This window comes from Myroides sp. 1354 (assembly GCF_030324495.1).
Taxonomy (GTDB): domain Bacteria; phylum Bacteroidota; class Bacteroidia; order Flavobacteriales; family Flavobacteriaceae; genus Flavobacterium.
In genome coordinates, this window is the sequence record NZ_JACAGN010000010.1 from 63,939 (window position 1) to 83,804 (window position 19,866).

At 35.8% G+C, this 19,866-nt stretch carries 20 protein-coding genes; 15 read left to right on the forward strand and 5 right to left on the reverse strand.

Features of this window, described 5'->3' with window-relative positions:
* Positions 1-11 precede the first annotated feature (11 nt).
* From dapB to HX004_RS11405, 3 genes are read left to right on the forward strand one after another with little or no spacing between them, the layout of a single operon-like run.
* Positions 12-719 (forward strand): 4-hydroxy-tetrahydrodipicolinate reductase, encoded by a 708-nt coding sequence (gene dapB, locus HX004_RS11395; protein WP_286442630.1) that lies wholly within the window; start codon positions 12-14, stop codon positions 717-719.
* Between the two features lie 29 nt (positions 720-748).
* Positions 749-2,335: a signal peptidase I gene (gene lepB / locus HX004_RS11400; protein WP_286442632.1), complete on the forward strand. Its 1,587-nt coding sequence runs from the start codon at positions 749-751 to the stop codon at positions 2,333-2,335.
* A gap of 2 nt (positions 2,336-2,337) precedes the next feature.
* A complete protein-coding gene (locus HX004_RS11405; protein WP_286442634.1) occupies positions 2,338-2,967 on the forward strand; it encodes a WbqC family protein in 630 nt (209 codons plus the stop codon).
* 96 nt (positions 2,968-3,063) lie between these two features.
* Here the strand turns inward: HX004_RS11405 and HX004_RS11410 are convergent, their stop codons facing one another.
* From HX004_RS11410 to HX004_RS11425, 4 genes are all read right to left on the reverse strand, one after another.
* Entirely contained in the window at positions 3,064-4,152 is a 1,089-nt protein-coding gene (locus HX004_RS11410; RefSeq protein ID WP_286442635.1) for a peptidylprolyl isomerase, read from the reverse strand.
* Positions 4,153-4,157: 5 nt separating this feature from the next.
* Entirely contained in the window at positions 4,158-4,709 is a 552-nt protein-coding gene (gene gldI, locus HX004_RS11415) for a gliding motility-associated peptidyl-prolyl isomerase GldI (RefSeq protein ID WP_286442636.1), read from the reverse strand.
* Positions 4,702-5,724 (reverse strand): DHH family phosphoesterase, encoded by a 1,023-nt coding sequence (locus HX004_RS11420; RefSeq protein ID WP_286442638.1) that lies wholly within the window; start codon positions 5,722-5,724, stop codon positions 4,702-4,704. Before HX004_RS11420 ends, gldI begins: the two co-directional genes overlap by 8 nt.
* Positions 5,725-5,802: 78 nt before the next feature.
* Positions 5,803-6,486 carry a Crp/Fnr family transcriptional regulator gene (locus tag HX004_RS11425; RefSeq protein ID WP_286442639.1) on the reverse strand — a complete coding sequence of 228 codons (684 nt, stop codon included), beginning with the start codon at positions 6,484-6,486 and terminating at the stop codon, positions 5,803-5,805.
* A 128-nt stretch (positions 6,487-6,614) separates the two neighbouring features.
* On the opposite strand from HX004_RS11425, the gene HX004_RS11430 reads away from it, so the two are divergent.
* The 9 genes from HX004_RS11430 (at position 6,615) to HX004_RS11470 (ending at position 16,333) form a co-directional block, all read left to right on the forward strand.
* Complete coding sequence (locus HX004_RS11430) at positions 6,615-8,996, forward strand: heavy metal translocating P-type ATPase (RefSeq protein ID WP_286442642.1); 2,382 nt, start codon at positions 6,615-6,617, stop codon at positions 8,994-8,996.
* Between the two features lie 85 nt (positions 8,997-9,081).
* Positions 9,082-9,288 carry a cbb3-type cytochrome oxidase assembly protein CcoS gene (gene ccoS, locus HX004_RS11435; RefSeq protein ID WP_286442644.1) on the forward strand — a complete coding sequence of 69 codons (207 nt, stop codon included), beginning with the start codon at positions 9,082-9,084 and terminating at the stop codon, positions 9,286-9,288.
* Between the two features lie 6 nt (positions 9,289-9,294).
* On the forward strand, positions 9,295-11,478 hold the full coding sequence (gene ccoN / locus HX004_RS11440; RefSeq protein ID WP_286442646.1) for a cytochrome-c oxidase, cbb3-type subunit I: 2,184 nt from the start codon (positions 9,295-9,297) through the stop codon (positions 11,476-11,478).
* 15 nt (positions 11,479-11,493) lie between these two features.
* Positions 11,494-11,700 (forward strand): cbb3-type cytochrome oxidase subunit 3, encoded by a 207-nt coding sequence (locus HX004_RS11445; RefSeq protein WP_158961321.1) that lies wholly within the window; start codon positions 11,494-11,496, stop codon positions 11,698-11,700.
* Complete coding sequence (locus HX004_RS11450) at positions 11,697-12,677, forward strand: cbb3-type cytochrome c oxidase N-terminal domain-containing protein (RefSeq protein ID WP_286442649.1); 981 nt, start codon at positions 11,697-11,699, stop codon at positions 12,675-12,677. The genes HX004_RS11445 and HX004_RS11450 overlap by 4 nt, the downstream gene beginning before the upstream one ends.
* Positions 12,678-12,775: 98 nt before the next feature.
* On the forward strand, positions 12,776-14,197 hold the full coding sequence (gene ccoG / locus HX004_RS11455; protein WP_286442651.1) for a cytochrome c oxidase accessory protein CcoG: 1,422 nt from the start codon (positions 12,776-12,778) through the stop codon (positions 14,195-14,197).
* A 20-nt stretch (positions 14,198-14,217) separates the two neighbouring features.
* A complete protein-coding gene (locus HX004_RS11460) occupies positions 14,218-14,667 on the forward strand; it encodes a FixH family protein (RefSeq protein ID WP_286442652.1) in 450 nt (149 codons plus the stop codon).
* A gap of 6 nt (positions 14,668-14,673) precedes the next feature.
* Positions 14,674-15,369: a sulfite exporter TauE/SafE family protein gene (locus tag HX004_RS11465; protein WP_286442654.1), complete on the forward strand. Its 696-nt coding sequence runs from the start codon at positions 14,674-14,676 to the stop codon at positions 15,367-15,369.
* Positions 15,370-15,934: 565 nt separating this feature from the next.
* Positions 15,935-16,333 (forward strand): hypothetical protein, encoded by a 399-nt coding sequence (locus HX004_RS11470; RefSeq protein ID WP_286442655.1) that lies wholly within the window; start codon positions 15,935-15,937, stop codon positions 16,331-16,333.
* Positions 16,334-16,557: 224 nt separating this feature from the next.
* On the opposite strand, the gene HX004_RS11475 is transcribed toward HX004_RS11470, so the two are convergent.
* On the reverse strand, positions 16,558-17,004 hold the full coding sequence (locus HX004_RS11475) for a hypothetical protein (protein WP_286442658.1): 447 nt from the start codon (positions 17,002-17,004) through the stop codon (positions 16,558-16,560).
* A gap of 269 nt (positions 17,005-17,273) precedes the next feature.
* Here HX004_RS11475 and HX004_RS11480 point away from each other — a divergent pair, with 269 nt between their 5' ends.
* The 3 genes from HX004_RS11480 (at position 17,274) to HX004_RS11490 (ending at position 19,864) form a co-directional block, all read left to right on the forward strand.
* The gene (locus tag HX004_RS11480; RefSeq protein ID WP_502888482.1) at positions 17,274-18,266 is read left to right on the forward strand and encodes a cytochrome-c peroxidase; all 993 of its coding nucleotides are present in this window, start codon (positions 17,274-17,276) and stop codon (positions 18,264-18,266) included.
* A gap of 200 nt (positions 18,267-18,466) precedes the next feature.
* A complete protein-coding gene (locus tag HX004_RS11485) occupies positions 18,467-19,240 on the forward strand; it encodes a 3'-5' exonuclease (protein ID WP_286442661.1) in 774 nt (257 codons plus the stop codon).
* A 12-nt stretch (positions 19,241-19,252) separates the two neighbouring features.
* The gene (locus HX004_RS11490) at positions 19,253-19,864 is read left to right on the forward strand and encodes a fumarylacetoacetate hydrolase family protein (RefSeq protein ID WP_286442663.1); all 612 of its coding nucleotides are present in this window, start codon (positions 19,253-19,255) and stop codon (positions 19,862-19,864) included.
* Positions 19,865-19,866 lie beyond the last annotated feature (2 nt).

The window sequence follows — 19,866 nt, forward strand, 5'->3', positions numbered from 1 at the left end:
GTACAAAACTTATGAATATTGCATTACTAGGCTATGGTAAAATGGGTAAAATCATCGAGCGCATAGCTGTTGAAAGAGGGCATTCAATTGTCTATATCAAACAAAGAGAACAAGCGACAGGAAGTCTTAATCAAGCTGATGTGGCTATTGACTTTAGTGTGCCTGCTGTAGCTGTGACTAATATTAAGGAAGCTTTAGATGCTGGTGTTCCTGTTGTATGTGGAACCACAGGATGGTTGGAGCACTATAGTGAAATCACAGCATTTTGTAAAGCGAAAGACAGCGCTTTCCTATATGGTTCAAACTTTAGTTTGGGGGTTAATATCTTCTTTGAGCTAAATGATTATCTAGCCAAAATGATGAAAAATTTTGAGCAATATGGCGTTTCCATGCAGGAAATTCACCATACACAAAAATTAGACGCTCCAAGTGGAACAGCAATCACGTTAGCAGAGGGAATTTTAGCAAATTCTAACTATGACAGCTGGACCTTAGATCCTCAACCCACAGACAAACAAATACACATCGATGCTGTAAGAGAAGATCAAGTACCTGGAACACATACGGTGCGTTATGATTCAACCATCGATCAAATTGAAATTAAACACACCGCTCATAGTCGCGAAGGATTTGCCTTAGGGGCTGTCATCGCTGCAGAGTGGATTAAAGATAAAAAAGGTATTTTCTCAATGAAAGACGTACTTAATTTGAAAAAATAAGTAAATTGGGATTCTAAAAAATAATAAGTATGACAATAGCACAATGGTTTATTTTTTTCCTGCTGATTCAAGTCGTTCACTTTATAGGAACGTGGAAATTGTATGTAAAAGCAGGTAGAAAAGCTTGGGAAGCCGCTGTTCCAGTATATAATGGCGTAGTGTTGATGAAGATTATTAATCGCCCTTGGTGGTGGGTAATCTTGCTGTTTATTCCCATTGTAAATTTGATTATGTTCCCCGTTGTTTGGGTGGAAACGTTGAGAAGTTTTGGAAAAAAATCAACATTGGATACGATTTTAGGTGTAATAACACTTGGATTGTATGTAGCTTTCATCAATTATGTAGGCGATGTACAATACCGTGAAAATCGATCGCTAAAACCAGAAACGGAATCTGGAGAATTCGTTAGTTCAATCTTATTTGCTGTAGTCGTAGCAACTGTGATTCATACCTATGCAATTCAACCCTATACGATTCCAACTTCCTCTTTAGAGAAGACGCTACTAGTAGGGGACTTCTTATTTGTAAGTAAGTTTCACTATGGAGCGAGAACACCAATGACAACGGTTGCACTACCAATGGTACACGATACCATTCCAGGTACTTCGCGTAAATCTTACTTAAACAAACCCCATTTACCCTATTTTAGATTGCCTGGTTTCCAAAAAGTACAACACAACGATATTGTGGTGTTCAACTGGCCTGTCGATACGATTTACAAGTTTAATGATCCTGTGAAACGACCAGGGGTAATGAAACCCATTGACAAGAAAACCAATTACGTAAAACGCGCCGTTGGTTTACCTGGAGAGAATCTGTCTGTGAAAGATGGAATCGTGTTTATTAACGATAAAGAATTACAATTAAACGATAGAGCTAAGGTTCAATACAGCTATTTGATTGAAACAGATGGTACTTTAGATTTAAGAAAAATCATCAGTGATCGAAAAATTAGCGATTATGTAACGTATGTTAATAATCCACAGTATGCTGTTTACTTCCAATCATTGACCAATGATGATGTGGAATATTTAAAGACATTTAGCGCTGTTAAAGGAGTGACAAGAAGCCCAGACATGACTCAATTGTTTCAATACAGCATGCCGAAAGGATATATCTTCCCACATAATAAACCAGATTGGACAGAAACGAATTTAGGTCCGATTCACATTCCGGCTGAGGGAGAAACTATCACGCTTACAGAAGAGAATTTACCGATGTATAAACGCGCAATTCGCGTATATGAAGGCAATGAGTTGGAGGTGAAAGATGGTCAAATCTACATCAATGGACAAGCGACAAATCAATATACCTTCAAACAAAACTATTACTTCATGATGGGGGATAACCGCAACAATTCAGAAGATAGTAGAATGTGGGGATTCGTCCCAGAAGATCACATTGTAGGTAAACCTGTATTTGTATGGATGAGTTTGGATCAAGCGATTCCATGGTCTAAGGCCTTAGATAAAATCCGTTGGGACCGTTTGTTTACTACTGTAAATGGCAATGGAACACAAGTATCGTATTTCCCTTACTTTGCAGTAATTCTTATAGGATGGGGGGGATACAGCTTATACAAAAGAAGAAAAGAAAAAAAGAATTCTAAGTTTTAATAATGTCGAATACAATTATACTACATCCAACTTATTTTCCTTCTATAAGTCACTATGTAGCGATGGCACAAGCAGAAGAACTCGTTTTTGAAGTGGAAGACAACTTTCAAAAGCAAACCAATAGAAACCGAATGTATATTCACAGTGCTAATGGTGTTCAAATGTTGAATATTCCCATCAAACACAAAAAAGAAGGAGTAAATCAAAGATTTAAAGAAGTTGAAATTGAATATGCTTTTGGATGGCAAAAGCAGCACTTTAAGAGCTTAGAAGCGGCTTATCGTACTTCACCCTACTTTGAGTACTTTGAAGATGATATTCGCCCTATTTTCGAGAAACACCACAAGTATATGCTGGACCTCAATTTAGAGATTCACGAAATCATCACAGATTGCTTAGGTGTAGATTGGAAATACCGTAAAACAGAAGAGTATCTAAAAGAAGTTTCAGCCGATGTGCTTGATTTTAGAATACTAGCCAACGGTAAAAAAGATGAGAATCAATTCGAATCCTATATCCAAGTCTTTCAAGATAAGAATGGATTTCTAAACAACTTGAGTATTTTAGACTTGTTGTTCAACGAAGGACGAAATGCCGTTGATTATTTACAACGTCAACAGTTAATTAGATAAAAAAAACCTCCGCTAGAGCGGAGGTTTTTTTTATCTAATTAGTTATCAGTTATGAGTTATCAGTTATGAGTTACACTGATAACCCATAACCGATAACTATTTTCTATCTGCAGTTTCATATAATTTCATTTGAAACACTAAGTCTGTATTCGGTGGAATAGGACCAGCTCCACGCTCTCCATATGCCATATGAGCCGGAATGAAAATAATCGCTGTGTCACCAAAACTCATTTGCTCAATACCTTCAATAAAACCTGGGATTAATCCTGTTTTAGCTCCAAATTTAAATGGAATAGGACCGTATCCGTTCATGTCTGCTCTGCGTTGATCAAAGGCATCAAACTCATTTAATAAAGAAACAATGCTTGAGTCAAATAAAAGCCCATTCTCAAAGAATCCTGCATAATCAACGAATACTTCTTGACTGATTACAGGTTTTTTACCTGCACCTTTCTCAATGATTACATACGATAAGCCAGAATCAAGTTTGGTTGCTTTGCTTTTTAAATCGGCAAATTGAGCGGCATATTTTTCTTGTGCACCGGCTAATTTATCTTCTTTTGCTTTTTTCTCTTTTGCTGCTTCTTCAAAGTAGTTTTTGAATACTTTTACGGCATCAAATTTTTTAGCTTCTTTTCCTTGACGGATGATTTTTACGCTCTCAATTACGTCATCTTTTACGATGCTGTTTACTACATCCATTCCCTTTACGGTATAACCGAAAACAGAGTGTCTATTGTCTAAAAATTGCGTTGGTTTGTGTGTAATAAAGAATTGACTACCATTGGTGAATGGACCACTATTTGCCATGGATAAAGTTCCTGGTTTGTCATGTGTTAATTCAGGAGAAAACTCATCTTTAAACACATATCCAGGTCCACCCGCACCTGTTCCTGTTGGATCTCCCCCCTGGATTACGAAATCGTTCTCCACACGGTGAAATTTAATGCCATCGTAATACTGTTTTCCTTTGTATTGTTCATCAACAAAAGGGTTTTTTCCTTCAGCTAAACTCACAAAGTTAGCAACCGTTACTGGCGCTTTTTGATAGGCTAACTCAACGATGATATGACCTTTGTTTGTTTTAATGTCTGCGTACAAACCATCAGGTAAATCTGATTTTTGCGTAGTACAAGACGACACTAAAGCGACTAAACTTAAAATTAGACTCGTCATTTTTTTCATTTTTATTAATTAGATTTTTTGATTGATTCCAGTGAAATAATGAAAATTAAAGGTTGGTTCTTTGCAATGGCTTTTTGATCTCCTAGATAGCTGTAAGCTTGACTAGAAGGGGTTAAAACCTTGATGCTTTCCGCCGGTTTTAAAATTTTAAGGCTATGGCGTAGAACCGGTAAAATATCCTCTTCATCTACTTTGTATGTTAGCGTACCAATTTCTTTTTGCGTATAGATAATACTGTCATTAACTTGGCGTATTTCATACGTATATTGAACGATATCGCTTTTTTGTGGATGAATAGAATCTTTCACTTCTCTTTTTAAATAGGTAAACCAAAAACCTGTATTCGAGTGAATATAAGTGTTGGCTGCATCTTTTGTTCGGTATTTGGTGAAAATATCGTCTTCGCTTTCTCTTAATTCAATGTTGCGGTCAATGGAAAGTTTCGTTTCCACGGAACGAGAATTAGAAATCGGTTTTCGAGCTTCATCTTTCTCTTGACAACTAGTCAAAAGAAATGCGCAAGCAAGAAGTGTAAAACAAAGGTTGTATTTAAACATAAAAATCTTGTTTGTGTTTGTTTACAATGTCGGTATAACGTTGAATTGTCTCTGTTAAAGAAAGTGTTGATTTACCCCCTGCAGCGTTGATATGTCCTCCACCTTCAAAGTACGTACGAGCAAACAAATTGACATCCAAATGACCAGAAGAACGGAACGAAATTTTGATAATTCCCTCTTCTTTTCTTTCAATGAAGAAGGCTGTTAAATCAATTCCACTAATGGAAAGACCATAATTAACTAAACCTTCCGTGTCTCCTTTTTGGTGTGAAAATTCGTGTAGATCTTCATCACTCAAATAGAGATAAGACGCTTGAGTATTGGGAATCAAATGTAGATTTTGCAAGGCTCTTCCCATTAATTGTAAACGGTTGAAGGAACTATTGTCAAAAAGAGCGTGGTGAATTTGGGGGTTGTCTATTCCTTTGTCAATTAAAGCCGCGACTACTTGGTGCGTTTTTGCTGTTGTTTTAGGAAATCTAAATGAACCTGAATCGGTGACAATTCCCGTATAAATACAAGTTGCAGCTTCTTGGTTTACTAAATCCGTTAATTCCATTTGTTCTAAAAGAGAATACAGTAATTCACAAGTAGAACCAAAAGAAGTGTCAGAAAAGGTGAGTTTAGCGTAGTCTCCAGGCATTTGGTGATGGTCAATCATGACGTAATCATTGGGTAGACTTGCTAAAAAAGCCCCCATTTCATCTCCTGTGCGCGATAGAATATTGAAATCTAGCGTAAAAATACAATCGCTATTTTTTAGAATATGTTGACCAGCAGACTTATTAAAATCGTAGATTTTGATGTTCGCTGTTCCAGGCATCCAAGCTAAAAAGTTAGGGTACTCATTGGGAGAGATAATTTCTACTTTGTGTCCCAACTGTTTTAATACGTGATATAATCCTAAACAAGAACCAATGGCATCTCCATCGGGATTGCGATGAGGAATGATAGCAAAGGTCTTTGCTGGTGAACTAATCAGTTGTTTTAACGTATCTATTGATGTTTGCTTCATAATGCGAAAATAAGTTATTTTGCATCATTTGCATAAAAATATAACTGAATTTAATAAAATTAAAATAATAGTTCGCATTTATTCAGCCAATGCACGTAGTTCTCTCTTATTCAAAAGAATGATGTCTTTTCCTTGGAGTTGAATAATGCCCTCTTTTTTCATTTCAGATAACAAGCGAATACAACTTTCCGTTGCTGTTCCCACCATATTCGCTAAGTCTTCGCGAGATAATTTGATGTTTAATGCTTGCGTTTCTGAACAAGAACCACCTAAGTCTTCTAGCTTTAATAGCATAATCGCCAAGCGTTCTTTTACTGTTTTGTGTGTTTGATTTGCTAAATCTTGATCGGCATCTTTTAAGTGCGTGCAAATATCACGAGTAATCAACAAAGAAAATTTGTTGTTATCCGTAAAGTAATCTAACATTTCTTTTTTGGGAATAAAACACACTTGCATATCTTCTAAGGCAGTAGCGGAAAGATTGGAAGTTTCTTCGTTGATAATCGAACGTTGCCCAAGCAAATCTCCTCTTTTTGCTAATTTGACAATAGAGTCTTTTCCGTTTGAATTTAACTTTGTTAATTTACAGAATCCCTCTTTGATACAATAAACCCCATTTAAACTTTCCCCTTCGGAAAATAGGTTCTCTCCTTTTTTAAGGATAAAGTGGGTTTTTGTTTCTGAAATGGCTAGTAACTCCTCTCTAGTTAAAGCCTTTAGAGAACTAAATTCTCTAATCATACATTGCTCACATCTTCCCATACCTATACTAAACTATTTTATGCAGTTGGTAAAAATACCTTTGCAAAGATAGTGCTATTTACTGATAAATGTCATAATTTTTAGGAGAATTAACTAAGACCTTTGTACAAGGTAAATGAGCAAATTTTATGGATAAAAAAGCGTGTTTTCATTGTGGTAACAGTGTTACTGCCTTTAATCGTATAGATTACGATGAGAAAATGTTTTGTTGTAACGGTTGTAAAACCGTCTACGAAATTTTTAATGAAAACGATTTAACCTGCTATTACGATTTAGAAGCAACACCTGGTGCTACACCTGAAGAGATAAACGGTAAATACGATTTTCTCGGTAATCCGGATATTGTAGAGAAGTTATTGGAATTTAACGAAGGTACAACGGCGATTGTCTCTTTGTATATTCCCCATATTCACTGTAGTTCTTGTATCTGGATTTTGGAAAATCTACATAAACTCAATGCTGGAGTCTATCGCGTATTGGTTAACTTTCCTGAAAAGAAAGCAACAATTACCTTTAATACGGCTGAAATTGATTTAAAAGAAATTGTACTCTTGCTCTGTCGTATTGGATATGAACCTTATATCAGTTTAAAAAATTACGAGGAAAAGCCCAATAGCATTGATCGCAGTTTGATTTATAAAATAGGAGTAGCGTTTTTCTGTTACGGAAATGTAATGATGCTGTCTTTTCCTGAGTATTTCAATATAGATGATGTTTGGATGGAACAGTACAAGAATTTCTTCCGTTGGCTGATCCTATTTTTGTCTTTACCTGTTTTCTTTTATTCTGCATCTCCTTACCACAAAGCAGCGTGGACAGGTATAAAGACAAAAAATTATACAATTGATATTCCAATGTCATTGGGGATTATTGTAATGTTTATTCGCAGTACTGTGGATATTGTCTTTGACCTTGGTCCTGGATTTTTTGACAGTATGACAATGCTGGTTTTCTTTATGTTATTAGGGAAATTATTTCAACAGCGCACCTATAATTTCTTGTCTTTTGAACGCGATTATAAATCGTATTTCCCCATTGCTATTACGAAGTTGACGAAAGAAGGAGCAGAAGAACCTATCCAAGTGTATGATGTAGAACCTGGAGATCGCTTGTTAATTCGCAATCAAGAATTACTGCCTGTGGATGCCATCCTATTGTCAGAACGCGCCTTTATTGATTACAGTTTTGTAACAGGAGAGGCTATTCCTGTGGAGAAAAAATCTGGAGATAAATTATTTGCTGGCGGAAAACAAATGGGAGAGGCAGTAGAAGTAGAGGCTATTAATAAAGTATCTCAAAGTTATTTAACTCAATTGTGGAGCAATGAAGTATTTCAAAAACGCGTAGACTTAAAATACAAGACTATTACGGATACGGTGAGTCATTATTTTACCCCTGCTTTATTGACTATTTCGATCTTAGCTTTCTTGGGATGGGCCTTTGTAGATTTAAATAGCGCATTCAATGTGGTGACAGCTATTTTGATTGTCGCTTGTCCTTGTGCTTTAGCCTTAACTGCTCCTTTTACTTTGGGAAATGCAATCCGAATCTTAGGCCGCAAAAAATTCTTTTTGAAGAATGTGACTGTTGTAGAACAAATGGCGAAAGTAGATACGCTAGTTTTTGATAAAACGGGAACCATTACAACGAATGCACAATCGACAATTCAATACGAAGGAAAAGAATTGGACAAAGCACAGCAAGCGGATGTTAAAAATATGGTTCGCGCATCCAATCACCCTTTAAGCCGAAAACTCTATGCGTTCTTACAAGCGAAAGTGGTGAGTAAACCAACGGAGTTTGAAGAAATTGCTGGAAAGGGAATTGTGGGAAAAATCAATGAAAAAGAATATAAAATTGGTTCTGCAAGCCTAGTGGGAGCTGCTGTAGAAGAGCGTTTGAATGAAACAGCTGTTCACGTAGCCATTGAGGGACAGTATTGGGGGAAATTTACTTTTGAAAATCACTATCGACCAGGTTTAGAAGAACTGTTTCATAAATTGAGTAAACACCACTATCAGTTGAGTATTCTTTCCGGAGATAATGAAGGGGAAAAAGCCTATTTACAATCCATATTGCCAAAAGATACTGCTTTAGCTTTTAATCAGAAGCCAGAGGAAAAATTGGAGTATGTCAGAGCATTACAAGAAAAAGGAGGCAATGTTATGATGATAGGAGATGGACTAAATGATGCAGGAGCTTTGGCGCAGAGTAATGTTGGGGTATCAGTTTCAGAAAACGTGAATGTGTTTACCCCAGCGAGTGATGCTATTCTTGATGCTAGCGTCTTTGATCAGCTTTTAGGGTATTTGCAATTCTCTAAACAATCTGTTAAAGTTATCAAGATCAGTTATGTGCTTGCGTTGACGTATAATGTTATTGGTATTACGGTTTCTATTCTGAATATGATGTCGCCATTATTAGCCGCGATATTGATGCCAATTAGCACGTTTACAATCATTAGCTTCGTTACTATATTGACAAATTATTATGGAAAAAGAATAAAATAAAAAAACTAATTATTAGGTTTTTGGTGATATTTATCATAGTTTTAGGTAAAATATATTGTTAACTTTGTTTTAATAATTATAAGGTATGAGTGTTATATATTTCTTAATTAGCATCAGTGTTTTTGTGGCAGGGATCTTTCTCTACATTTTCATTCGATCGGTGAAAAGTGGTCAGTTTGACGACGCTTATACGCCTTCTGTACGCATGTTGTTTGATGATGAACTGAAAAAAACGCAACCCAAGGAAGGTGAGAAAGACAAAAAAAATAATCAAAAAGAAAATCAAATATAAACAACTATGGAAGTGCAACAATTTTATTATGACAACAAAATTGTAAAGAAATTCCTTTACGCTTCGATTTTTTTCGGGGCTATTGGTATGCTTGTAGGATTACTATTAGCGGTGATGTTTATATTTCCTAACTTGACGGATGGAATTCCTTGGTTAAGTTATGGAAGACTACGTCCGCTACATACGAATGCAGTTATTTTTGCTTTCGTTGGAAACGCAATCTTTGCAGGGGTTTACTATTCTTTACAGCGTTTATGTAAGTCAAGAATGTACAGTGATGTTTTGAGTAACATTCACTTTTTTGGGTGGCAGGCCATTATTGCTGCAGCAGCAATTACCTTGCCTTTAGGGTTTACAACTTCAAAAGAATATGCGGAGTTAGAGTGGCCTATTGATATTGCGATTGCAGTGATTTGGGTAACCTTTGGAATCAACATGATTATGACGATCATCAATCGTAGAGAACGTCATATTTATGTGGCGATTTGGTTCTATCTAGCCACTTTTGTAACGGTAGCTGTATTACACATTTTTAACTCATTAGAGTTGCCAGTACACGGATTAAAATCATATTCTGTTTATGCTGGGGTTCAAGACGCACTCGTGCAGTGGTGGTACGGACACAATGCCGTTGCCTTCTTCTTGACTACGCCATTCTTAGGATTGATGTATTACTTCTTACCAAAAGCGGCAAATAGACCGGTGTATTCCTACCGTCTATCTATTATCCACTTCTGGTCTTTAATTTTCTTGTATATCTGGGCTGGACCTCACCACTTATTATACTCAGCTCTACCAGAATGGGCACAAAACTTAGGAGTAGTATTCTCTGTAATGTTGATTGCACCATCTTGGGGAGGTATGATTAACGGGTTGCTAACACTACGCGGTGTTTGGGATAAAGTTCGCGTTGATCCTGTATTAAAATTCTTCGTAGTAGGTATTACAGGATACGGGATGGCAACATTCGAAGGCCCAATGTTATCGTTGAAAAACGTAAACGCAATTGCGCACTATACGGATTGGATCGTAGCACACGTACACGTGGGAGCTTTAGCATGGAACGGTTTCATGACTTTCGGTATGATCTATTGGTTAATCCCTAGAATGACAAAGACAGAATTGTATTCTAAAACCTTAGCGAATTTCCACTTCTGGATTGGAACATTAGGTATTATTCTTTATACAATTCCTTTATATGTAGCTGGATTCTCTCAACACTTAATGTGGAAAGATTTCGATCCATCAGGAACATTAAAATACGGTAACTTCCTTGAAACAGTAACGGCTATTATGCCAATGTATGTGATGCGTGCAATTGGAGGTTCGTTCTACTTAATCGGATTATTCGTGTTAATCTACTTAGTATACAAAACAGTGAGAGCAGGTAAACCAGTAGAAGACGAATTAGCAGAAGCACCAGAATTAAAGAGAATTTCTGCTTCTCGTTTAAAAGGTGAAGCTTGGCATACTTGGTTAGAAAGAAGACCTATTCAATTTACAATCTTAACAACTGTTGCGATTTTAATTGGAGGTATTGTGCAAATTGTACCAACCATTTTCGTAAAATCTAATATTCCAACGATTACAAGTGTAAAACCGTATACTCCGTTGGAATTAGAAGGTAGAGATTTGTATATCCGTGAAGGTTGTGTGGGATGTCACTCGCAAATGATTCGTCCATTCCGTTCTGAAGTTGAGCGTTACGGAGAGTATTCAAAATCAGGAGAGTATGTGTATGATCACCCGTTCTTATGGGGTTCTAAACGTACTGGACCAGATTTAATGCGATTGGGACAGAAATATTCCGATAACTGGCATTTCAACCATATGTATAATCCACAGTCAACATCTCCAGGGTCAATTATGCCAGGATATAAATGGTTGTTCGATAATAAACAAGCGGATTTCTCTCATATCGAGAAGAAAATGAATGTAATGAGAACGTTAGGAGTGCCTTATACAGATGAGGATATTGCAAATGCAAGACAATCAATCAAAGAGCAAGGAGAGCAAATAGCGTTGAATTTACAAACAGATCCTGATTATACAGAATCATATTTAGCAAGTGAAAAAGCAGCTAAAGAAAATGGACAGGAGTTCGTTCCGATGAGCGAACGTGAGATTGTAGCGATGATTGCTTACTTACAACGTTTAGGTACAGACATCAAAAATAGAGTAGAGGAATAATAAAAAAGGAGCATTATGTTGAAATTTATAAAACATACCATGGAAACCATAGGAGGGATTGAAATCTATCCGATTATTTCCCTATTGATTTTCTTTACCTTTTTTGTAGGCTTATTTGTATGGGTGTTTACCTATAAAAAAGAGACGATTGAGGAATTGAGCAATATGCCGTTTCTAGATGATGAAAAGCACAATGTTGATCCTAATTCAGAAAAATTATGAAAAAGTATTTTCCAGTATATGTAAGAGTTCCATTACTATTTGTACTATTTTATGTATTAGTAGAATGGGTGGCAGGCGGAACGGCACAAAGACCTGCTTTTGTAGATCATCCTGCAGTGCTTATTTTGTTGGGATTGTTTTTATTCGCTTTAATAGCTGTAGAAATAGTTGCTTCAGCAACCAATAAAGTACTGAATCGATTGATGTCACCAGAAGAAATTGCAGCGAAAGAAGCGTCAGATAACCTTTCATTTGCAGATCGTCCTTGGGTGAAAAAAATGATGCAAAAAATGACTCGCACCACTGCAATGAGTGATGAAAAAGAGTTGTTGATGGATCACGATTACGACGGAATTAAAGAGTTAGATAACGAATTACCACCGTGGTGGGTAGGATTGTTTTACGTAACTGTTATATTCTCGGTGGTTTACTTATTGAGATTCCACGTATTTGGAGGCGACAACCAAATAGTAGAATACGAGAAAGCCATGGCCATTGCAAAAGAACAAATCGAAGAGTATAAAAAGACTGCTGCTGACTTAATCTCAGCAGAAGATGCACAATACTTAACAGATGAAGCTTCGTTAGCGGCAGGTAAAAAGATTTTCGAAATGAACTGTGTAGCTTGTCACCAAGCAGATGGTGGTGGAGGAATCGGACCAAACTTAACGGATGATCATTGGATTTTAGGCGGTGGAGTGAAAAATGTTTTCCACACAATTTCTGAAGGAGGAAGACCAGGAAAAGGAATGGTGGATTGGAAAAAAACACTAAAACCATCTGAAATTGAGAAAGTAACGTCTTATGTAATTTCTTTAAATGGTACAACGCCTGCAAGCCCGAAAGAAGCAGAAGGAGATATCATTTGGTCTAAAGCTGAATTAGATGGAGAAGGTGCTGCTGAAGTAAAAGTGGAAGCAACTGAAACAACTGATGAAGCTGCAACTGCTGATACAGCAGAAACAAGTCAAGAGTAACCTCTAGACAAAACAAAAAAAACTAATAAACATAAAAAAAGGAGTTGAGTGAGTAATGTACATGCTCAGCTCCTTTTTATAAAAAACACACAAAGGCTATGGAAAATGGAAATAATGAGAGTTTTAGAGACTCGATAAGTACCATTGACAAAGATGGTAAAAGGGCGTGGATTTATCCGAAGAAGCCGTCTGGCCCATTTTACAACAAACGAAAAATAGTCAGCTATTTATTACTTGCTTTTTTAATAGCTGCACCCTTTATCAAAATAAACGGAAATCAATTGTTGCTATTTAATGTAATTGATCGAAAATTCAACATTTTTAGCTTCCCTTTTTGGCCACAAGATTTTTATCTGGTCGTAATTTCAATGATTATCGGTGTTGTTTTTGTAACCTTATTTACGGTTTCTTTTGGTCGTATTTTCTGCGGTTGGATATGTCCGCAAACTATTTTTATGGAAATGGTTTTCAGGCGTATCGAATATTGGATTGACGGCGATAGAGGAGCGCAAATGAGGTTAGACAAACAACCTTGGAACGCGGAGAAAATACGCAAGAGACTATTGAAATGGTTCATCTTTTTTGTGATTTCTTTTATTATTGCCAACGTTTTCCTATCCTATATTATCGGAAGTGACGCTGTGTTGTTGATGATAGAAGATGGTCCGTTCGCGCATATGGGTAATTTTATCGGATTGATTATTTTTACTTGTGCGTTCTATTTTGTATTTACTTGGTTTAGAGAACAAGTATGTGTAATTGCTTGTCCTTATGGACGACTACAAGGAGTTTTACTCGATGATAAATCTATTATTGTTGCATATGACCACGTAAGAGGAGAGAGCACAAACGGAAGGGCTAAATTGAAAAAAGGGACGGATAGAAAAGCAGAAGGTTTTGGAGACTGTATTGACTGTAAACAATGTGTAAATGTATGTCCGACTGGAATTGACATCCGAAATGGAACGCAACTAGAATGTGTAAACTGTACCGCTTGTATTGACGAATGTGATTTCGTAATGGAAAAAGCAGGATTCCCTAAAGGATTAATTCGTTATGCTTCAGAATCGGAAATAGTCGAAAACAAACGTTATACATTTACACCTCGTCAAAAAGGATATACAGCAGTATTGTCCATTCTTGTCGTGCTATTAATTGGACTTATATTCTTGAGAACAGATGTAGAGGCCAGAGTATTGCGTGTAGCAGGAAAGACGTTTGAACACAAAGGAGCCAATATATCTAACGTGTACACGTTTAAGATTATGAATAAAACGATGAAAGATTACGACAACCTTACGTTTAAAGTGAAAAAACCGGAAGGTGCACAAGTACAAATGGTTGGTAAAGACGTCATCGAAGTGAAAAAAGAAAACTATAGCGAAGGCGTGTTGTTTATTGAGATTCCACAAAAAGAACTCGATGGATATAGTACCAAAGTAACGATAGAAGTATATGATGGAGATCGTTTAATTCAAACAACGAAAACCAACTTCTTAGGCCCTCGCTTACTGAATTAAAAATTAAAAAATAGTTAGGTATGAAATTTAATTTTGGAACAGGAATCGTAATTGCCATTGGCTTATTTATGATTTTTATCTTACAATATGTAATTCGCGTGCAAATGGATGCGAAATACGACAATCAATTAGTAACAGAAAATTACTATCAACAAGAAGTAGAAGTGGATTCCCGTCGTGAGAGAGAAATGGAAGCACTGAAACTAAAGGAACAAGTTACCATATACAGCACTTCAGAAGGAATTAAAATTACGTTTCCTGAAAGTTTTGACTATACTAAAATACATGGAAAAATATTCCTATACAGACCGTCTAACCAGCAATTAGACTTTGATACTCTCATATCATTGTCTTCTTCCAATTTGCTCATACCTAACACAAATCTGGTAGACGGTCGTTGGGATATTGTGGTTGAATGGAACTATAATGACGTATCGTATAGAAATGTAAAAAAACTAACGATAAAGTAAAAAACTTTGATTTCGGCACTAATTTTTGGCTTAGTAAGTAGTCTGCATTGCATCGGTATGTGTGGGCCTATTGCTTTGATGTTGCCAATTAGCGAGCACAATCAAGTTTTAAAAATTAGGCAGATGTTCACCTATCATCTAGGTAGGATATCTGCCTATTCTTTATTAGGGATTGTTTTTGGGTTGTTTGGCAAAGGATTGTTTTTAGCAGGGTTTCAACAGCAATTGTCTATTGTAGTTGGAATTATCATGATTGTGTTGGCACTCATACCTTCCAATCGAATTGGTAATTTTAACCTATTGAAACCGCTCTATCGCTTGGTTAATTGGATCAAATCTTCGTTGGGAAAACAGTTTAAAAAGAAATCACCAAAAGCGTTATTTCTCATTGGGTTCTTTAATGGGTTCTTGCCTTGTGGGATGGTTTATGTGGCCTTATTTGGCGCTTTAGCCACACAAGATGTAGTGATGGGAATGGCCTATATGGCTTTGTTTGGGCTAGGAACAATTCCCTTGATGAGTTTGGTAATCTATTTTAAAAATCTATTCTCTGATGCCTTTAGACGTGGTATAATGAAGTATTATCCTGTTGTTATTGTGATGATTGGAATGTTATTTATCATTAGAGGACTAGGGTTAAATATTCCTTATTTATCTCCTGATACATTGAATTTGTTTGTTCGAGGAGAAGCAATGTGTTAATTAAAACTTAATTATGTGACTTTTGTCTCTCTCTCTTGTCTTAAGGATAGAACAGTAATTCATACGCATTTATTAGCTATGAAAAAGAGTATTGATTATTGTTCATTTGCTATAGAAAAAGAAAAGAAAAAAAAGGAAAGCAACTGCTTTCCTTTTTTTCTTGTTTCAAGAGGCTAATTTGACACAGAAAGGAGATGCAGCGAATAACAAAAGAAACGATCAACGCAGTTAGATAAAGAGAAGGAGCGTATTTTTTTGGTTTTGTCGTTCATGAAACAGCATGAAAAAATGAACACTATATGTTCATAAAATTTCATTTGTACATGATAATCATAAAATTTAGGATTATTTGTTTGTTTTATTGTTGTTTTTGATGTTAATGTTTTGATTTTATATTTGATTAATTTATTTATATCGGTTTAATTCTTTGTTTTTTAGCAATAATAATGGTTAAACTTATATTATGTCGATTGAAGTTTAGGGGTTTAGTAAAAATAGGAAGCTATTTTTTAGATCACGTAATAATGCTTAAATTCACATAGGAAAAAATTAAAATTTGTTGTTTATGAAAGCAAAAGTACAGTATAACGATTTCAAAGGTACTGTAGCTGCAGACATATCAGATATGATTGCAGTTAACAAAGGAAATTACATCAGCAGTATTGGGGAGTACTTCGGTGTAGATCAAGAGCGTTTTAAAGTTGTAGGGGTTTCTCTACAAGGAATTCAAGATTTTGAATTGACCATGCTTTGTGTGGACAGAGAAAAAAGCACTCCATTCAAAGATCATTTAGTAAAAATGCAATTCGATCTTGATGCAGAAGGGCAAAAACGAATGTTAGGTTTGTTGTTTAAACGATTGAATGTCGTTCTTTTCGATTCAGGAGAAGAAAATTATGAAACTGACAATTATGATGAAGTTGTAAATTATGCAGATCATCACCAAAAAGAATATTTGGATTAATAGTAATTAATTGTATCAAATAAAAGGTTCTTGTTTATTCAAGAGCCTTTTTTTATTTTAGAGAGTAGAAATAAAAATCGTGTTAGAAAGAAGACAGCGAAATTTTTACAATTGTATAAATACGATGAAAGATGAGTGATTGGTCGATGTTCAAATTAAAAGATTTATCTTCTAAAATCGAGACTCAAGATTCATGGTATTCAAGACTTTAAAAAAAGTAAATACTAATAATTGTCTTTACGCCAAATGGCTACATCAGCCAAGATTTTTTCTGTATCAGGATGTACTTCATCCAAATAGTTTTCTGTGTATAAGGTATAGGTTACCTTGTCTAGGCGTAATTTTACTTGCGCATTATTAATTACGCGTACGGAAATTTGCCCAGAAGAATCTACGAACAACTGGTGGCGTTTAGAATTTTGATCTTCTTCTAACGTCAAAAATATGGGGGTTTGGGCGCCATTTAGCCTTGTATCTTGTTGATAAACTAAAGTTGCTTTACCATCTTTATAAGTAAAGTAATAGTTTTTAAACATAAACGTTTTTGCAGTGAATACTTTTGTTTTGTTTTTATCTAAAGTATAAGGAGAAGAAACTATAGTTTCAGTCGTCTGACAGCTCTGTACAAGAGGTGCTAAAGCGAGTACGGTAAGAAGAAATAGTTTTTTCATAAGCGTTATTGGTGTAATTCAATAATACTAAAATAGGGTAATAATTCAATAAAACAAAATATTTTTTAAAGAATAATAGTTTTTGTGTTGTTTTTTGTTCGAAAGTAAAGGTGTTTGGGATAAAAAAGGTATTGAATTGGCAAAAACTCCTTTTTAGATAGAAGTGATATATGTCATCCTTTATGAAAAAAATGAGGCGTAATTTAATACTACAAATTAAAGTAGTGTGAATTATGATTAAAAAAGTTATTTTATTTGCTGTTTTCTCAATGTTTATTGGGTGTAAAAAGGATAAATCAAATGCCTTTGAATTTGTTCAGAAAGGAAATGCAGAATTATTAACGCAAGCGAAGACCTTTTTTCAGCCTATTTCCTCGGTTGAACTACCTGCATTAGACTCAGCTAAAGTAGCGCTAGGAAAGCATTTGTATTTTGATACACGCTTGTCTAAAGAAGGAAATATTAGCTGTAATTCGTGTCATAACTTGAATACCTATGGTGTAGATAATCTCGCTTTTTCACCAGGAGATGATGGTTCATTGGGTGGGCGTAACTCTCCAACGGTGTTTCATGCCGCACTACACAGCATGCAATTTTGGGATGGTCGTGCAAAAGATGTTGAAGAGCAAGCAGGGGGACCAATTTTAAATCCTGTAGAACACAATATCAAAAATGAAAAGGAATTAGAAGAACGATTGAGAAAAGTGGATGTATATCAAACGATGTTCGCGTCCGTTTATCAAACCGATAAGCAACCCATTACCTTTAAAAATATTACCAATGCCATTGGAGCTTTTGAACGCACATTGATGCCTGCCAGTCGATTTGATGCTTATCTAGAAGGAGATCGAGAGGCCTTAACAGAGCAAGAACAAAGGGGATTAGAAGCGTTTATGACAGTGGGTTGTACCACTTGCCATAGTGGGGTAGCCTTGGGAGGACAAATGTTCCAGAAGTTTGGGCTTTATGGTGATTACTGGGTAGAAACAAAATCGGATAAAGTCGATAAAGGACTCGCTGATTTGAGTAAAAAAGAAGCGGAAAATTATTTCTTTAAAGTACCTGGATTGAGAAATATCGCCCATACAGGACCTTATTTTCACGATGGATCTGTTACAGATTTAAAAGAAGCCGTTCGAATTATGGCTAGTTTACAGACGAATATCAAATTAAGTCAGGAACAGCTAGAGGATATCACTGTGTTTTTAGGAAGTTTGTCTAGTGATATTCCAGCAGAGGTGAAAAAATCTCCTTTTGAGTAGTAGTGCACGTTTCAAGTTGGTTTAAAGTAGGTTGTAAAAGCTGTTCTGTTTCAGGACAGCTTTTGCTTTTTTGAGTGGTTTTATGCTCTTTTTGTGGGAATTAGGTTTTGTGGAAGAAGGGAAACTGAAACTAAACCCGAGGATTTGTATTGGCTAAACTTTTACATTTGTTATATTTGTAGATAAATAAACCAAGAAATATGGAGTTGAAATTACATAGACCTATTTGTTTTTTTGATTTAGAAACAACAGGAGTGGATGTTGCAAGGGATAGAATTGTAGAAATTGCTATTTTGAAAGTTTTTCCCAATGGAAATAAAGAAAGTAAAACCTGGCTGGTTAATCCAGAGCGACCAATTCCAGAAGCTTCTTCTAAAATCCACGGAATTACGGATGAACAGGTTGTAAATGAACCTACTTTTAAAGAATTAGCACCCTTGGTTTATCAGATGATTAAAGATTCAGATCTAGCTGGATTTAATTCCGATCGATTTGATATTCCTTTGTTAGCAGAAGAACTATTGCGCGCTGGAGTTGATTTTGATTTAGGGAATCGCGTGACGGTGGATATTCAAACTATTTTTCACAAAAAAGAAGAACGCACACTTAGTGCTGCCTATAAGTTCTATTGCAATGAAAGTCTTGAAAATGCGCACTCAGCAGCAGCAGATACTCACGCAACCTACGAAATTTTAAAAGCTCAATTGGATCGCTATGACGATTTAGAAAATGATATGCGCTTGTTGTCCGAATTCACAACGAGAAAGAAGAGCGTTGACTTTGCTGGCTTTATTGCGTTAAACGAAGAAGGGCAAGAAGTATTTACCTTTGGAAAACACAAAGGCGTTTTAGTAGAAGAAGTATTGGAAAATGAGCCTGGTTATTACGGATGGATTCAAAATGCGGATTTCCCTTTGTATACAAAAAAAGTATTGACTGCCATTAAATTGAGAAAACTCAACAATAAACTATAAAAGAAAAGGAAGATGAAAATTATCTGTGTAGGAAGAAATTACGTTGAACATATTGCAGAATTAAACAACGAAAGACCAGATGAACCGGTATTGTTTATTAAACCCGATACAGCATTGTTAAGCAAGGAATTTCCCTTTGTTATTCCAGATTTTTCTCAAGATATTCATTACGAAGCTGAAGTAGTGGTGAAAATTACAAAAGTAGGTAAGTATATTGATGCAAAATTTGCTCATAAATACTACGATCAGGTGTCGTTAGGGATTGATTTTACGGCGAGAGACCTCCAAGCGAAACTCAAAGAGAAAGGGCTGCCTTGGGAAAAAGCAAAGGCTTTTGACAACTCCGCTTTTGTTGGAGATTTTTTGCCCAAAACGGATTTTGAATCACTGGGTGATTTAGCCTTTTCTTTTCAACAAAATGGAAAGACAGTGCAAGAAGCGACTACAGCTCAAATGATTTGGAATATTGATGCGTTAATTGCAGAAATATCCACGTACTTTACATTAAAAACGGGAGATTTAATTTTTACAGGTACTCCAGTAGGTGTAGGAAAAGTAAATCCAGGAGATTTGCTAGAAGGTTTTTTAGAAGATAAAAAAGTTTTTGATTTAATCGTAAAATAAAT